The organism is Psychrobacter sp. H29 (genome assembly GCF_059073055.1).
Map to the genome: position 1 here is coordinate 1,626,031 of NZ_JCACRY010000001.1, position 17,481 is coordinate 1,643,511.

The 17,481-nt window shown below is 38.5% G+C and carries 16 protein-coding genes; 2 read left to right on the forward strand and 14 right to left on the reverse strand.

Going from position 1 to position 17,481, the window contains the following annotated elements; translation table 11 throughout:
- Positions 1 to 3: 3 nt before the first annotated feature.
- The gene (locus AC5JP1_RS06360; protein ID WP_493843548.1) at positions 4 to 1,299 is read right to left on the reverse strand and encodes an ATP phosphoribosyltransferase regulatory subunit; all 1,296 of its coding nucleotides are present in this window, start codon (positions 1,297 to 1,299) and stop codon (positions 4 to 6) included.
- Positions 1,300 to 1,805: 506 nt separating this feature from the next.
- On the opposite strand from AC5JP1_RS06360, the gene AC5JP1_RS06365 reads away from it, so the two are divergent.
- Both AC5JP1_RS06365 and corA read left to right on the forward strand, forming a co-directional pair.
- Positions 1,806 to 2,195 (forward strand): DUF2237 family protein, encoded by a 390-nt coding sequence (locus AC5JP1_RS06365; RefSeq protein ID WP_319049964.1) that lies wholly within the window; start codon positions 1,806 to 1,808, stop codon positions 2,193 to 2,195.
- A gap of 180 nt (positions 2,196 to 2,375) precedes the next feature.
- Positions 2,376 to 3,530 (forward strand): magnesium/cobalt transporter CorA, encoded by a 1,155-nt coding sequence (corA, locus tag AC5JP1_RS06370; protein WP_493844443.1) that lies wholly within the window; start codon positions 2,376 to 2,378, stop codon positions 3,528 to 3,530.
- A 65-nt stretch (positions 3,531 to 3,595) separates the two neighbouring features.
- Here the strand turns inward: corA and AC5JP1_RS06375 are convergent, their stop codons facing one another.
- From AC5JP1_RS06375 to AC5JP1_RS06435, 13 genes are all read right to left on the reverse strand, one after another.
- On the reverse strand, positions 3,596 to 4,114 hold the full coding sequence (locus AC5JP1_RS06375) for a phosphate-starvation-inducible protein PsiE (protein ID WP_319049962.1): 519 nt from the start codon (positions 4,112 to 4,114) through the stop codon (positions 3,596 to 3,598).
- Positions 4,115 to 4,211: 97 nt separating this feature from the next.
- Complete coding sequence (gene folD / locus AC5JP1_RS06380; RefSeq protein ID WP_493843549.1) at positions 4,212 to 5,090, reverse strand: bifunctional methylenetetrahydrofolate dehydrogenase/methenyltetrahydrofolate cyclohydrolase FolD; 879 nt, start codon at positions 5,088 to 5,090, stop codon at positions 4,212 to 4,214.
- 343 nt (positions 5,091 to 5,433) lie between these two features.
- On the reverse strand, positions 5,434 to 6,912 hold the full coding sequence (locus tag AC5JP1_RS06385; RefSeq protein ID WP_493843550.1) for a capsule assembly Wzi family protein: 1,479 nt from the start codon (positions 6,910 to 6,912) through the stop codon (positions 5,434 to 5,436).
- Positions 6,913 to 7,020: 108 nt separating this feature from the next.
- Positions 7,021 to 8,226 carry a DegT/DnrJ/EryC1/StrS family aminotransferase gene (locus AC5JP1_RS06390; RefSeq protein ID WP_493843551.1) on the reverse strand — a complete coding sequence of 402 codons (1,206 nt, stop codon included), beginning with the start codon at positions 8,224 to 8,226 and terminating at the stop codon, positions 7,021 to 7,023.
- Between the two features lie 53 nt (positions 8,227 to 8,279).
- A complete protein-coding gene (locus AC5JP1_RS06395) occupies positions 8,280 to 8,933 on the reverse strand; it encodes a NeuD/PglB/VioB family sugar acetyltransferase (RefSeq protein ID WP_493843552.1) in 654 nt (217 codons plus the stop codon).
- Complete coding sequence (locus AC5JP1_RS06400; protein ID WP_493843553.1) at positions 8,926 to 9,540, reverse strand: sugar transferase; 615 nt, start codon at positions 9,538 to 9,540, stop codon at positions 8,926 to 8,928. Before AC5JP1_RS06400 ends, AC5JP1_RS06395 begins: the two co-directional genes overlap by 8 nt.
- A 78-nt stretch (positions 9,541 to 9,618) precedes the next feature.
- Positions 9,619 to 10,785: a nucleotide sugar dehydrogenase gene (locus AC5JP1_RS06405; RefSeq protein ID WP_493843554.1), complete on the reverse strand. Its 1,167-nt coding sequence runs from the start codon at positions 10,783 to 10,785 to the stop codon at positions 9,619 to 9,621.
- Complete coding sequence (locus AC5JP1_RS06410; protein ID WP_493843555.1) at positions 10,786 to 11,769, reverse strand: SDR family NAD(P)-dependent oxidoreductase; 984 nt, start codon at positions 11,767 to 11,769, stop codon at positions 10,786 to 10,788.
- Between the two features lie 84 nt (positions 11,770 to 11,853).
- Positions 11,854 to 13,005 (reverse strand): glycosyltransferase family 4 protein, encoded by a 1,152-nt coding sequence (locus AC5JP1_RS06415; RefSeq protein WP_493843556.1) that lies wholly within the window; start codon positions 13,003 to 13,005, stop codon positions 11,854 to 11,856.
- Positions 13,006 to 13,007: 2 nt separating this feature from the next.
- The gene (locus tag AC5JP1_RS06420) at positions 13,008 to 13,988 is read right to left on the reverse strand and encodes an EpsG family protein (protein ID WP_493843557.1); all 981 of its coding nucleotides are present in this window, start codon (positions 13,986 to 13,988) and stop codon (positions 13,008 to 13,010) included.
- Positions 13,978 to 15,102 (reverse strand): glycosyltransferase family 4 protein, encoded by a 1,125-nt coding sequence (locus AC5JP1_RS06425; RefSeq protein ID WP_493843558.1) that lies wholly within the window; start codon positions 15,100 to 15,102, stop codon positions 13,978 to 13,980. Before AC5JP1_RS06425 ends, AC5JP1_RS06420 begins: the two co-directional genes overlap by 11 nt.
- A gap of 96 nt (positions 15,103 to 15,198) precedes the next feature.
- Positions 15,199 to 15,993 (reverse strand): glycosyltransferase family 2 protein, encoded by a 795-nt coding sequence (locus tag AC5JP1_RS06430; protein WP_493843559.1) that lies wholly within the window; start codon positions 15,991 to 15,993, stop codon positions 15,199 to 15,201.
- Positions 15,983 to 17,335, reverse strand: coding sequence for a polysaccharide biosynthesis protein (locus tag AC5JP1_RS06435; protein ID WP_493843560.1), 1,353 nt, complete (start codon positions 17,333 to 17,335; stop codon positions 15,983 to 15,985). The genes AC5JP1_RS06430 and AC5JP1_RS06435 overlap by 11 nt, the downstream gene beginning before the upstream one ends.
- Between the last annotated feature and the right edge of the window lie 146 nt (positions 17,336 to 17,481).

Consider the following 17,481-nt stretch of genomic DNA (forward strand, 5'->3'; position numbering starts at 1 on the left):
CAACTAAACAGTTTGTAGATGCCATTGATTGTCCGTCATAACCAGTCGATGAGTAACGTCATGTGGACGATCATCTGCGTTCAATGGCATGGTGACGCGGTAACCTTGCTGGCGCAGACTCTCAACTTGCACAGATAACGTTTGTGTCTCATCTGCAGATGCGTCAGCCAGCGATCCAAAATCAACCAGTACAATAGTTGGCGCATCAAGCTGTGTATGAGCGAGCAAGCGACTGATATCCATACTAAAGCCGGTGGCGGCGCGTAAGGTTTGCGTTTGGCTCTGCATACCATCAAAGCGACCACCACGTACTAGTGGCTGGGTCTCACTATTGATATAGCCGTTGAATACGATACCCGTATGATAGTGATAGCCTGATAGCTCGGTCACATCGATACTGACTGGGCACTGCCACTGATCTTCTAAATGAGATTTTAGACGTTGTAGCTCATCCACAGCGGTTGCGATTTGGCTGTCTTGTTGCGCTGCGTCTGACAATTTGGCCAACAAGTTTGCGATATCATGACCGAAGCGTGCCAACACATAAAAATCATCGCCCATCGGCAACTCACGGCAGACGCGCTTGAGTTCTGGAAGGTTTTTATTGGCATATAAATACATCAAGCGCTCAGTCGCGTTATCTGGTAACTCAGCCAATTCAGCTAGGCGCTTAAATATCGCTACATGACCCAAGTCAATATGAAGCGCAGCGCTCATATTTAAGTTATTTACCATTGTAAATAACACATCAATCAGTTCAATGTCTGCTGTCAGTGATTCACAACCAAATATTTCAGCACCTAACTGTAACGGTGTACGCGAGCCAAACAGTCCTGATGGCAACGTATGGATCACATCACCAACGTAACAATAACGTGCAATACCCGTACCGCCATGATGCGCATCTATACGTAAGATCTGCGGCGTAATATCAGCACGCACACCCATTAGACGTCCGGTCAGCTGATCGATGATCTTAAAGGTCTGACGCTTGAGATCTTCTGATGCATCACTGAGCAAAGATTCAGTAAACTCGAGCATGGGTGGACAAACAAGCTGATAGCCGTGAGTGATAAGCTGCTCAATCAATTGATGCCTAAGCACTTCTTGCTTATGCGCATCTTCGAACAGTACATCGACTACCCCATCAGGTAATAGCCAGCTGTTGGCAACATCGCTCGCAAAACCACTCAGATAGGGCATGCTATTAGATGCAGCGCTGTCTTTTGCAGGCTGAGTCGCTGTCTCGTTTATGGAGTTTTGCTGGGTAGGTTTTGCAGAATCAGAACTAACAGACACAATAAATCCTTGTTTGGCGTATCGCTTACCAAAAACGCGGTAATGAAGCGGTACTCAAAGGGTTGTTTTGCCAAATATTGACGCCGTGTTTTTTCAACACGCAACATCATTGACCCAATTATTTATAAACAAACCAGGTAACCGCAAAAGGGTGAATAATAAGTATAATTTTGAATGATAAGACGAGTATCTTTATGCGCTGAAAAATTGCGACAAATAATCAAGGCACTTTATGCTTTAGTTTAGCATAGCACTTAAGGTTCGCCTAGTGACAATTATCTCCAATCGGTATCTAATTAACATCTGATGACGCCTTATTAGTAAAGCAGATACTGTCTCATCTATGACCTGTCTACGATAGGGTTTAACACGACATTTATTTGATTAAGATGTGAATGATGATAGCGTGTATTTTTTGTTATATATCGCGTGCTGCGTACGTTTGCAGCAGCGTTTTTGGCACATACTCATGATACACTAACCCATATTTTTATCTCGGAAGCCTTATGTCATCTGATTATCACCCAAACCCTGCCAATAACCAAACCAACGTACTAGGCACAGCCCTTGCCAGCTGTTGCTTCGATCCTATCACCGGCTATTACCGCAACGGTTTTTGTCATACTGGCAATCACGACGTTGGTCAGCATACGGTTTGCGCCAAGATGACCAGCGAGTTTTTGAACTTTTCAGCCAGTCGCGGTAACGACCTGATCACCCCATTACCTGAATACAATTTTGCAGGTCTCAAACCTGGTGATTATTGGTGTATTTGTGCACTGCGCTGGGTTGAAGCATTAGACTTTGATATCGCGCCACAAATCAAACTAGAAGCCTGTCACGAGAGCCTATTGGCATTGGTAGATATTGACACCCTAAAAAGCTATGCCTTATAAAGGATTGCTAAATAAAGGGCATTAGTACTTAGCCATACTCAGTCACAGCAGTCATGCTCACGGTTTTTAGACATCAGCTTTTAGATTATTGCAGTTTTTTATTATGTGGTAGGAGGATATATGGAAAACGACAATAACCAATTAATCAAAAAAACGGCTCATATTGCTCCTGACTCTAATATGAGCCACATTTATGCCAATATGAATGACAAGCACCTCTATTTAGATGGTGATGACAGCTATATTTATGGCGATGTTGATGCGACAACAGAAGATACTATCGAGACCATGACGGTCTATGATCCTGACTCTGAACGCTATGAAGATATTGATTCATCGAGTGCCGATGAAGTGGTCAACTGTTACGCTTACTCTCGCAAAACAGGCGAGAATATAGACAAGGTGGCACTCAATGATGTGAGCCGTGCGCTTAGTAATAACGGTCAGTTTATTTGGCTTGGTCTCTATGACCCCAGCCTAGAAACCATGGTCAAAGTAAAAGACGCTTTTGATATCCATGAGTTGGCAATTGAAGATGCCTTCGCTGATCATCAGCGTGCCAAGGTAGAAAACTACGACAACGATATGGTCTTTGTAGTGCTACGTACTGCCAAGCTTGAAGACAATGTCATTCGTTATGGTACGACTGCGATATTCATGGGCAAAAACTACCTGATTACTATTCGCAATGGTCCATCAAACTCCTACGCCCCTGTGCGTGAACACTGCCATCGTCGCCCTGAAAAGCTACGTATGGGTCCTATCTTTGTGCTGCATGCCATACTTGATTTTATCGTTGATAACTATATGCCGATCACTGATCGGTTAGGTCGGTATTTGCGTGAGCAAGAGCGCTACGTTTTTACCTATGAGTTTGATAAGGGCACACTAAAAAATCTCTATGAACTCAAGTCGCAGCTGGTGCACATGCGAGCTATTATCCTACCAGTCCAAGACATCTGTAGCTTTTTTATCAATCACAAAAAGAGCGAAATTGTCTCTGGTTTCTCTCAAGCAGCCAAGCCATATTTCCGTGATGTGAACGACCATCTCTTGCACTCACTAGATGCTATTAACGGCCTCAATGAAATGTTAAGTGTGGTTATGAATACCTATATGGCTATGGTCAATATGGGGCAGAATGAAGTCGTACGTAAGCTTGCAGCATGGGCAGGTATCTTAGCGGTGCCGACCGCTATCGCTGGCATCTATGGGATGAATTTTGATTTTATGCCTGAGCTGCATTGGAAATATGCTTACCTTGTGATCATGATTATCATCATCGCGTTGTGTAGCTTCTTATACTACAACTTCAAAAAACTAAAATGGCTATGATAGCCCATTCCTATATAAAAAAAGGCTACCAGTAGTAGCTTTTTTTTATATATAGGTATTGAACATTACTCACGGCGATGCTTTGTGTGACTATCTGGTGCTTGTGCATCGTCAGGTAGCATAGCTTTGACCGTTAAATTTGCATACTGTTTGTCGAGATTATCCTCTGGGCGACCAAAGGTTTTTGCGGTCCACGTCAGCACTACGATAGCGCCACTCAATAGCATGATCGCTACAGAAATTGTCGCCAGCAGCCATAGGTGAAAATAATCCGAGACCGCCTGTACGTCGACAACTAAATGTCGTGATAATGCAGTTATGGCAATAAATATCAAAAACTGAACGGGTAAACGATGGGTCTTAAAATAGATACCTATCATAGCTAACAGCTCAAGGTAAATAAACAGCATCAAAATATCTTTTAAGTCCGCTGAACCCTTTTGGACAATATCAACAAACTCCTTACCTGCCGTCCAAACCACCACCACGCTGATCAAAAACAAAATGACATAATGACAGATATCGACAAATTCTCTGCCAATACCTTGCAGTCGCTCATGAAAACCTACGTTTTTCTTAGACATTTTTAGGTCCTATCAACTAAAAGGTGGTTGATTTAGCCTGAGTCTATATTGCCTCAAGCCTCTTAACTATCGGCGATCAGCATTCATGTCACTACTTTCAGCTGATGTTTAGACCTGCTGACTTTTCAGCAGCATCGACCGTTTGGCGAATAAGCGTATTGATAGTCATTGGACCAACGCCGCCTGGCACTGGGGTATAAGCACTGGCAATACTTTCCATACCATTCATTTCAATATCACCAACACCGCCATCATCTGTTGGATGGAAGCCTGCATCAACAACCACGGCGCCTGCTTTGATCCACTCCGCTTTAATCAGCTCAGGCACACCCACAGCACCAACTACGATATCGGCACGCTTGATATGTGCTGCTAGATCTTGGGTTCTTGAATGACAGATGGTCACCGTACAGTTGGCATTGAGTAGCATCATCGCCATTGGTTTGCCCAAGATAGCACTACGTCCCACAACTACCGCTTCTTTACCTGATAATTCGACATTATGATGCTCTAACAAATGCATGATGCCTTGTGGTGTACATGAGCCGTAGGCAGGCTGCTGCATAGCCATACGACCAAAACCAAGACAAGTCACTCCATCGACATCTTTTGCCAAGTCAATTTGCTCAAAACACGCACGTTCATCGATATGTTCAGGGACTGGATGCTGCAGCAAAATACCATGTACATCTGGATTACTGTTTAGCTCACCTATCTTTGCCATCAGCTGCTCAGTGGTTGTAGCACTTGGCATCTCAACACGTATAGAATCCATACCAACACGGCGACAAGCATTACCTTTCATGCGAACGTAAGTTGCAGAAGCAGGATCATCACCAACCAATATCGTGGCAAGGCTTGGGGTGCGTCCAGTCTTGTCCTTTATCGTATCAACGCGTGTACGCAGATCCTGTTCTATTTGTTTGGCAAGTGCTTTGCCGTCCAAAACGGTGGCGGATTCTTGAGCAGTAGACATAGTAACTCCAATAGGGGGTACGATATAAAAAAATAAAGACAGCGCGCGCAAATACTTTGCATGCCTGTCCTTTGCTTCGTCAACCTTTGACTAAGAATAATATTGTACCTGTGTACGCTGCAAAATCCTAGCATGTATTAGAGTACAGCTAAAAAGTAACTCTTTAGCCATTGCTATGCAATATACAAGTAAAGGGCCATCAAATTGAAAATTACTTATGGAACATGCGCGTCAACTTACCAACACATAGCTCTAGCAACAGCTCAAATAAAAAACGGCCTACTATGATGTTAGTAGACCGTTTCTTAATTTTTAAAGTGCTAAGGTATTCACTTATTCTTGTCTAATAAGTCTGGAACTCTATACCTACACCTGCGCCAATATCGGTTGACTGAGTATCAAAGTCTACTGCCCATACTCTGCTCGTTATTAGTGTCTGAGGTTGCCATTGATGTGCCCATGATACGTCAATAGCTGTTAATCTATCCGTCGTTGGAAAGGCTTGATTGTCAGACTCCCCAGTGCGACGGTCTAACTCTCCTGACTGATTAACCTTGGCATGCTGTAGCTTGCCATGAAGAAAGTTACGCTCATCTAACCATAATTTTCCACCTACTGATATACTCTCAGCATCACCGCCTAAAGAATGTCCGAGTGGATAGCCTTGCTGGTAGTAACCATCGGTATAGGTACCATGATCGTAAGATACGCCTCGGACTTCGCCGCTCGTACGTGTATCTGCATACTCGGTATACAACTGATATGGCTTACCATAGGCGGCAGAAGCATAATCAACGCCAGCCAAATACATATTTTTGGCAGGTAAACCACCCGCTTCATCTTCACCTATGTATTGTGCATAAACACCTGCTGGCACGTTAACCAAAGGCGCTAGACCTAAACGCGCATCAAAACCACCTAATTGGTTAGCAGGATCTTCACCAATCGTAGCACCATTGTCACCGTTATCTTTAGTGCCTAAAACGGCATCACCAAAGGAGCTAAAACTCTCTGGACGACCTTCCCCGCCCCACATAAAGGTTCGAGACGCACCAACTTCTAACCACTCCCATGGACTCGCGGTCAGACGGGCACCAAATAGCTTAGCATCTGGTATAGCCTCATAATCATCTAATTGACCAGCAAACAGCTGATACTGCCATGGTCCTACCCAAGATAAGTATTTTGACGTAGGCGCGGTTTGCGTATCACGCTGCATAGTAATACCTGTGACCGGGATGCTAGCATCCCCTCGGATAAGGCTACCATCATTACCTGGGCCCCACCATGCTGGAATTTTACCTGCTATTAACCACTGATTGGCTGCCGTACCAGCGATATAAGATCCCTCAAAACTAACATCACTATCGTCATCGGTAAGCTCATCGTTTTTTACGTTGGCTTGTAGCTTCATCTCCCAGTTCTCTTCACTGAGTCCTATCGCAGCTGATATCTGCTGTCCTGCCAGATTGTCATCTGCAAAAGTTTGTGGCAGCTGCTGGCGGTTTGTTTGTAAGTAAGCTTCCGCCTCTGCTTTGACTAAAGAATTTGGGTTTTGAGCCAGCTTGACACGTACAGACTGCAATACTCTTTGCTGGGTATCAGTCGTCACTTTAGCTGTATTGAGTGCATTTGTAATCTCATTAGCAGTCAACGGCCATGTGCTGGTGCTAATATGCGTCACACCCTGGGCATTTAACCAGTCCAGCTCAGACTTCAGTTTCATATCATTCATATACAGATTTTGTGCTGAAGTCAACATTGATGCCGTACCGAGAGCAACTAACAAACTCATCTGCTTAAATTTTTGTGGTTTAGACATAATTATCTACTCTTTATGAAGGGCGCTTTTCGATAGCAGATAAGCGGTAATGGATAATATAATAACTATAATTCGTATTATTGGTTCTATTGTTAGCTTGTCTAAGCTTTAATTATCAGTGTTGACTTTTGCTAACACCATATCTAATGCTTGAACTGTTTTGTTAATTTCTAACTCAGTGAGTGTTGGGTGTACCAAAAACATCAAGCTTGTCTCACCCAATTGCTGAGCTATTGGTAGTCTAACCTCTGGACGCAAGCCTGTATTATCAAATGCCTTTTCTAGATATACTTCGGAGGCGGAACCAGAGAAACATGGCACGCCTTGCTCATTAATAGCTGCAATAATACTATCACGATCCCACCCTGCTGGTAGATTCTCAGGCTGAACATAGACATATAGCTTATAGTAAGCATGCTTAGTATCTGTAGACTCAGACATATCTTCTAATCTAGGCACCGACATATAGCCTTTGTCTGCCCAGCGTATGCAGGCATCTAAGATAGCGTGTGCATTAGCAGTACGGCTCGCAGTCCACTCTTCCATACGCGTCAACTGAATACGTCCGATTGCTGACTGCATTTCAGGCATACGCCAGTTGGTACCAAAACTCTCATGTAGCCAACGATACCCTGGTGGATGCTCTGTTTCGTACACAGCAGCATAACTTTTACCATGGTCTTTATATGCCCACATCTTACGCCACAGCTGCTCGTCGTTGGTGGTGACCATTCCACCTTCACCACCTGTCGTCATAATCTTGTCTTGGCAAAAACTCCACGCGCCAATATGACCAATACTTCCAACACTGCGACCTTTATAGCGTGCACCATGTGCCTGAGCACAATCTTCAATCACATATATATCATACTCATCTGCCAGTGACATGATAGCGTCCATGTCACACGGCCAGCCTGCCAAATGGACACAAATTATTGCCTTGGTTTTTTTGGTCAATACTGCTTTAATAGAGTCAGCAGTAATATTACCAGTTTCTTCTTCTACATCTGCAAAAACAGGGACTGCACCTACATTAACAACGCATGAAATACTGGCAATAAACGTACGCGGCGTGACTACTACTTCGTCACCTGCGCCTACATTCAGTGCTTTTAATGCCACATCCAATGCCAGTGTACCATTACTGACAGCTACTGCATGCGCACAATCAGCCCATTCGGCAAACTCTTTTTCCAACTGACGACCTTCCTGTCCCGTCCAATAGTTAACTTTGTTAGACAGTAACACTTGACTGACTTTGTCTGCTTCTTGCTGAGTAAAACTTGGCCACGGTGAAAAAGCGGTATTTAACATACGTTCCTCGGTAATAACGAATAATAATTAATCACTAACTGCATAGATGTTGTCTAGGCCTTTATAAGCGGATGAGCAGGGTTTCCTACGACGATTGCTCCCGCTGGGACATCTTTGGTCACGACAGCGCCCATACCTACAATAGCGCCTTCGCCAATGATCAAAGGCTTATCGGGTGTACCTTGTTTAATCACTGCTCCTGCGCCAATATAAGCATGGTCATGGATATGAATATTGCCGTTGCAGCTGACACGCGGCGCAAAAGTCACATAATCGCCGATTACACAGTCATGCTCTACATAGCTATAGAGATTGGCATGAAAGCATTTCCCAATAATGACATTAGAACCAACAGTCACGAACGGACTAAGCGCTGCACCTGCTTCTATAGTCACTTCATCCATAATAACAGTACTGTCTGCTTGTACTGACCAAAGCACTATACCATCAGCAGCTAACTTATTCGTAATTGTCTCTCGTACTTTACTGTTAGCGATGGCGATTAAAACAGCTTTTTTGCCACTTAGCGCAATAAAGTCTTGATAATTTATTGCTTGGTAACCGTTGATAGTCGATACTGCTTGCAGACTGTCATCAATAAAGAGTAAGTCTGCTTTAGGATTGGTTTGCAGTAGCGTTGCTTTTGCCACTGGCATTAGACTCCGCCCGCAGCCCGATGCGCCATAGACCGCATAAACCTCATGCATTGCTTGTCTCTTCTACCGTACTACCAGCAAACTTTGGCATGGTCGCTTCGCCTTCGGCAGAGATACCGTCTTTGACGACCACTTTTTTGACTGTTTTCAATAAAATCTTTATATCAAGCCATAGCGATTGGTTATCAACATACCACGCATCAAGCTCGAATTTTTCATCCCAGCCAATCGCATTACGCCCATTAATCTGCGCATAGCCTGTAATGCCAGGACGCACGTGATGGCGACGTTTTTGCTCATCAGTGTATAGTGGCAAGTACTCCATCAATAATGGGCGTGGCCCTACAAGACTCATGTCACCTTTGATTACGTTCCACAGCTCTGGCAACTCATCTAAGCTAGTATCACGCAGACGCTTACCAAAATCTGTCAGGCGCTCACTGTCTGGCAATACGTTACCCTCTGCATCTGTCGCATCTTTCATCGAGCGAAATTTGATCATCTCAAAAGGTATACCATTCTTACCAGGACGCGTTTGACGAAAGAGTACTGGCGAACCTAAGTTTTTATTCACTTTATAGGCAGTGATGGCATACACTGGAGATAATGCAATTAAGGCTGTAGTAGCAGCGGTAATATCAAAAAGTCGTTTTATCATTTTAGACTTAGCTCACTAAATATTGATTGATTTGAAAAATACAACAAGTATTTATATTTTTCTTGGATCTACTAACTACTAATCACTACCGAATAGATCACGCGTAAATACTTTTTCAGCTACATCCTCTAACTCTTCTGCTAAACGATTAGTCAGAATAACATCAGCTTCTTGTTTGAATTTACTTAAATCACGAATAACACGTGATCCAAAGAACTCTTTATCCTCTAGCACTGGTTCATACACAATTACTTCGATACCTTTAGCTTTTATACGCTTCATAATGCCTTGCATAGCACTAGCTCTGAAGTTATCAGAACCAGCTTTCATAATTAAACGGTATACACCTACTATTTTAGGGTTTGTATTTAATACAGATTCTGCAATAAAATCTTTACGAGTACGATTAGCGTCGACAATAGCACGAATTATATTATTAGGTACTTGCTCGTAATTGGCTAACAGCTGCTTTGTATCTTTGGGTAAGCAGTATCCACCGTAACCAAATGAAGGGTTGTTATAATGGTTACCAATACGAGGGTCTAAACCAACACCCTCGATAATTTGCCTACTATCTAAACTCAGTGATTGGGCATAACTATCTAATTCATTAAAATAGGCAACACGCATAGCTAAATAGGTATTAGAAAATAACTTAACTGCTTCAGCTTCAGTATTTCCTATAAACAATATATCAACGTCTTTCGTAATCGCACCTTGTACCAATAAATTAGAAAACTCTTGTGCCTTTTCAGACTTGTCACCTATAATAATACGTGATGGATGTAAATTGTCGTATAGGGCTTTGCCCTCACGCAAGAACTCAGGAGAAAAAACTAGATTTTGAGTATTAAATTTTTTCTTAGCTTCTTCTGTATACCCTACAGGAACTGTAGATTTAATAATTATTGTAGCTTCTGGATTTATAGCGGTAACAGTAGTAATAACTGACTCTATACTTGTTGTATCGAAATAATTGGTCCGTGAGTCATAATTAGTAGGTGTAGCGATAATTACAAAATTAGCATCCCTATATGCTATCTCTGTATCTAAAGTTGCAATGAAGTCTAATTTATCGCTCTCTAAAAAAGATTGGATATAATCATCTTCAATAGGTGCCTTTCTAGCGTTTAGCAAATCAATTTTCTCTGGAATAATATCTACTGCCACTACTTCATTATGCTGAGCTAAAAGCATAGCATTAGAAAGACCCACGTACCCCGTTCCAGCGATTGCTATTTTCATCTAAATTCCTTTATATTCTTTGTACCAACTTACAAACTGTTGAATACCATATTCAATTTCAGTTTGGGGCTTATAACCTACAGCTTCCTCCAGACGTGATGTATTAGCGTAAGTACGCTCAACATCGCCCGCTTGCATATCAAGCATAACTTTTTCTGCAGATTTACCTGTAGCTGTCTCAATGGCGGCAATAAAACGTGACAGTTGGATAGGTTCGTTATTACCAATATTAAATAAATTATAAGGAATTGTATCTATGGGTATTACGTCTTGAATACGAATAACACCTTCAACTATATCGTCGATATAAGTGAAGTCACGCATCATTTTACCGTGATTAAATACTTTAATAGGGTTACCTTTAAAAACTTCCTCAGTAAACAGCCAAGGCGCCATATCTGGGCGTCCAGCTGGTCCATAAACAGTAAAGAAACGTAAACCAGTTACTGGTAAATCATAAAGCTTGGCATAGCTATAGGCCATTAACTCATTAGATTTTTTGGTAGCTGCATAAAGTGATACAGGATTATCAACCTGATCTTCTTCGCTGAAAACAGTTTTGTCATTCATACCATAAACAGAGCTAGATGATGCATAGATTAAGTGCTGCACTTTATTGTGACGGCAACCCTCAAGAATAGTCATCATACCTACTAAATTACTATCTACATAAGCGAAGGGGTTTTCAATAGAATATCGCACACCCGCCTGAGCAGCTAAATGAATCACACGATCAAATTTTTCAGTATAAAACAACTCAGCAATACCGTCTCGATTAGCTAAGTCTAACTTGATAAAAGTAAAGTCTTCAAAGGGTGTTAACTGAGCAAGACGATACTGTTTGAGTTCTGGTTCATAGTAATCATTAAGATTATCTAGACCTATAACCTGGTTACCTTCCTCTAGTAGACGTTTAGCAGTGTAGAAACCGATAAAGCCAGCAGCACCTGTAACTAAATATTTTAATTTTAAGTGATTTGACATTCAAATTGACCTTATTACTATTTTAGTAAAATATAGCATTAAATTTTTTATGGGATTTTGAATCTATAGCTTATACAAATCTCGTTAACCTACAGAAACTATACCCATTGCCTTTAACATATTATAGTTTACTCTTTTGACATCATATTTTTCTTCAGCAATCTCACGAGAACGTTTACCCATTTTGCCAATAAGCTCTGGTTGTTCAATGAACTTAAACATAGCTTCTACCAATGTGTCTACATCTTTAACAGTTACCAGGAAACCATTGTATCCATCTTCTACTGTTTCACGACATCCTGGTGTATCTGTTGTAATGATAGCGCGACCCATTGCCATGGCTTCGAGTACGGTACGCGGCGTACCTTCGCGATAAGATGGAAGTACATAGACAGAGCTATTAGCAATGGCAGGCTTTACATCGGATAACTTACCCATAAAGTTGAATAACCCATTATTGACCCATTCATCAAGCTCACCTTGCTTTATAGCATCAGGATTGTCGTCGATCCAGCCAACCAAATCAAATGCTACTTGAGGATACTTTTCTTTAATAAGTAAAGCAGCTTGCGCATATTCACGAATGCCCTTCGCTGTCAACAACCTTGCGATCAATAGAAATCTTGGAACTGGCTCACCATCGACCGTAGGCAACTCTGCTACACTATATTCACTTACACTAATACCAGATCCATTGACAATTTTACTGGGTATAGAAGATTTCAAAATACCCATCTTTCTAAATAGTGCTTCATCATCTGGGTTCTGAAAGAATACTTTTTGCGTCGAATTCAGAGCTACTGCATAAAATTTATGCATGAATTTTTGTAACTTAGATTTTTTGTAGCCTGACTCTTCTACTCCTTGAAAAGCATAACCTAGCCCAGTAATCAGAGCAAAAATGTTTGGAACGCGCGCCATCTTAGCAGCGATAGATCCATAGATAACAGGTTTAATCGTATAACCCATTGCGTAGTCAGGCCTGATCTCTTTCATCAGGCGATACAAAGCTAACAATGTCTGTGCATCTGTTACAGGATTGGTTCCGGTACGCTGCATAGGTATATCGTGCACAGTATAGCCTAGCGATATTAAATGCTCACGCTCTTCTACGTAACGCTCGAATTCAGGTGCAACTATATGTATTTCAAAACCAGCATTCTGAATTTCTGCAATGAGAGCGCCGCGAAATTTTAGAATGGAAACAGGATAACTAGCAATTATTAGAAACTTCATAATTAAATCAACCAAAAAAGCCACAGTATAGCAGCAAAAATAATGTAACCTATTACTGCTAAAGATTCGTACCTTCCTTTCAAATCACTGATAGTCAATACTAAAAAAGGCATAGCTGCTGCTAAAAATCTAGATGAATATCCACTTATAAATATATTAATAAATATCATAGTTAATATGGAGATACTCAAGTAAAAATAGTAATTATCTAAACTTTTTATTTTTCCAGAAAAGAACTTTATTAAGAGAAATAAAAACAAGATAATCCAAAACAACATGTACAATGTAGGCGATGAGAGGTCTTTATAATCCTCTCGTCTATCTTCAATTAGTCCCAGCAGTACAGACATGTATGGGCCAGTAATTATAGAAGATATTAAGCCTACAAAAACTGCAATGACAAATTTCTTACTTTGACTTTTTAAGTATTTATCTGTTAAAAAAGCACTATAAAATATAAATATAAATACAAATGAGGCTGTATGTATAAAAAACGCAGGAGTCAAAATAACAAATGATAGTAATTTATTTTTTTTGAAAGCCATTATTGATAATAAGACAAAGGCGACCGCAAAAGCTGATCGTACTTGGGCGTAGGCAAAGTCGATATAGATAGGATTAAGAAGCATAAAACATGTACGTTTATTTTTTATAGAACTAATAAGTAAAAAACTTACGAACAAAATAAATACTGAAACCACTAACAACACATATGTGCTGTTAAAACCTAATTTATTATTAAGTAGATCAACAAAGTAATGCCATCCCCACTCGTAAGATATTTTAGATGTTAGTGTAGAATAATCGAACCAGTAAATTCTATTTTCATAATTATCTATATAATTTATATACGCGTTAAGATCTCTATATTCTGTAGAGCGCAGATTCTCCCATGGAATAAGAACTACTATAAGCGCCAAAAAAAGACTAAAGCTTATGTTTATAATCTTATATTTACTTAGAATTATTTTTTTATTTAACATAAATACTTTCATACTTAGATGAAATACTATCGATTGAATAGTCTTCTTTGCATAGGTTACTTAACAACTTAAGCTTTGATTTATCAAGGTAGTCTTTTTTCCTTAGAACCTCAGCAATAGTTTCACTATATTCTTGAGCGTTCGACGTTGTCAGCTGATCTATCGGGATTAGTAGCTTAGCATCTCCAACATCATTAGAAATAACAAATGTCTCCAGCAACATTGCTTCAACGAGAACATTAGGAAACCCTTCCGTTTTAGAATGAAGACAAAATATATCCATTGCAGCTATACAAACCTTCACATCCTCTCTATGCCCTAATAAAATAAAATTGTCTGATAAACTATAGCGATTTATCCAAGACATTAATTCCAAATTATCCTTTGTATTACCTTTGCCTACTAATAGAAATTTCAAATTAACTTGGGAATAAGATTTTACTAAAATAGCTGCAGTTTCGATAAAAAACTTTTGGTTTTTTACTGGATCAAACCTTCCTACAGAACCAATAATTATATCTTCACAATTAATGTTATTGTTTCTACGAAATGCTGAAATAGATTTATCATCAATAGAAAATGAATCTACATCATAACCATTCGGTATGACTACTATTTTCGTTTCATCGTAACCTATACCTATGTGATATTCTTTTGATACTTGGCCAGCTGAAACTATCGCAGTTGGAATATGATAGGATAATTTTGCACATATTCTGCTAAGCTTACTGGTTAATCTGGAAGCACCTTTTGAAACATCAGTAGTGCGTATACCCCAAATAATCTTATTCACGCCCAGACTTCTAGCTGCTATACCACCTAAGAAATCAGCATGATACATCCATGTTTGAACTACATTGGGATCTATATTTTTAAGTAGCTCTCTAAGTTGCATTAGGGTTTTGGGTACTGAAACCAGAGACTTCATATTAAGACTATATACTTGTATACCTTTATTCTGTAGAGATATCCCTACAGGTCCCATATCCATCAAAGATACAACGCTATGATTAAACATTTTTTTAGAATCACTATTCAATACTAAGCGTTCAAGCATTAACTCTGCACCTCCAGCATTGAGTCCAATAATTACGTGTACGATCTTAATACTCATACTGAAATCCTGAGGTCAATAAATTTTTTAATGCTATGCATAATAAATAAATATTACGCATCAAACTACTTTATAGAATATCTTACTGTAAATATTTTATAACTTTCTATATTTAGAAACAGTGAGTGCTCCATAGTATAAAGTACCTAAAAGACTCTTACCTCTTTCAGTTTTTGAGTTATAGTCTCGAAAAAGCAGCTTTTCTTTATTTAGTAAATACATACCATGAGGACTCTGTTTTTGGATTTTCCTAAGATTCTTAGACATTCCATCTGATAAGTAATCTTTAACAACAATAGCTTTATTTAATAATAAAAAATCTATGTCTTTAGATATATTAGTCCATAATAAAGAAGTGGGAACTCTTCTCTCTTCAAACACATTTTCATATAACCATTTTTTAATATATTTGGCTTCAACTACTTCTTTTTTATCACCACGAACTTTATAGTCTGAGTAAATTTCGACTAAATTAGCAGTTAATATATTATTGGGAAACTCAGAACCTATGATTTTATTTTGTGTGTCTAAACATAAGAAAACAAAACCTGAATGCTGTTTATTATTACTTATAGTGGTGATAATAGTTTCTATCGAATCAAATAGAAAAAAATCATCTGAATCCATCAGCATGATGTAGTCACCAGTAGCCAAGCTTACAGCTTCTTTCAAGGCAACTCCACGACCCGAATTCTTCTGGTAATGGTATTTTATAATTAATTTATTTTCATCAATGTATTTTTGAATCAATAACTTTGAGTTATCTGTAGAGCCATCGTCTACTATAATTATTTCTAACTTATCAAGATTATCATTCAAATACAAACTTTGAAATAACTTCTCTAGTTCCGACTCTCTATTGTATGTAGGTATACATATACTAATTTTCATAGCTCTCTACCTTTTTTAAAGCTAAATAATTTGAATAAATTTCAGACACAGATAACACCAAAAGCAATGAAACTAATAAGAAACTAATTATTAATGAATCAATATTTACTAAGGCACCAATACAGACGAAAGTGAAAAACAGAAAAAATAAATATATTTCCTTATTTTGAAAAATATTAAATTTCTCTGAAATACCTTCCTCTATTAAAACAACTTTAATATATTTACTTGTTATCAGCAATGATAGAAGATAAGAAAGCGTAACACTCATGTTTATATATATAACGTTATCGCTATTAATAAAAAATATAATCAACAGTAGTAACAAAAACATACTTAAAGTAGTTATTTTAAAAATTGCATGTGACTTGTATAGGAATAACAAAAAATAATCTACATGAAAACTCTTTATTCTATTAAATATAATCCCCAGACCTACTACTGCTATCATCAGCCTAGCATCAAACCCAATTGAATTTATATTTATTTCTAGAAAGCTCAAAATATATTTATACAAAGTTAAAACGATTAGGATACCAACTATAGGTAAGTAGGTTAAAAGAGATAAATTTAGTCTAGCGTATTTTTCTAATTTGATAATATTTTTGCTATCCCAATTATTTCTCATGATTGGGAAAGTAGCACTATTTATAATTTGCATGTAAGAAACAATACTTCTTTGCAAAAGATCATATATTATAGAAAAAGCTCCTAAGACCTCATTACCAAACTTATTACCAATAAAAATTCTTACCCCTGAGAATGCGAATTGTGAAATACTATTAGAGATAGAAATAGAGTATCCATACTTTATGTAAAATACATTAATTTTTGAAATACTTTTATAGCTAATAGTAAATAATCCATATTTTTTTAGAAAAAACACTATTGCTAGTAAATATACTAAGTAAAGGAATATTATAAACTCTACTGGTTCGATTTCTATCTTTAATATTAATATTAAATAAGCTATACCAACTAGAGCATAAATAAAATTTAATAATCCATATTCCTTAATTTTAAGATTAGATCTAAAGTATTCTAGAATATGCTCTTTTAGAGAATCTACTAATGCGATTAATACTAAAAGACTAGCATACTCTACTAATCTATTTAGAAATACAGACAATATAAGAAAAAAAACACCTATAAAAATATGTAACGTTAAAAGAGCTTTATTAAAATCAATTTCGTTTGACAATCTCGCAGTAATTTTACTAAGCCATTGTAAGGCAAAAATATTAAGGTAAGTAGCATAAGCATAAATTAACGATATTTCCCCATAACCACTCACACCAAACTTTTTATTGATAATGAATATTTGAAGTAAACCTGCAATCACGCTGAATATTCTAAAAGCTCCATACAATGTTAGGCTCTTTATAAACATTCTTTTACTACCGATTGATATAGTATTTCTCTATTGAGTGAACCATTATTCATATAAAATTTCTTCCAACAATAAACAAAAAAAACAATCCTTAAAAG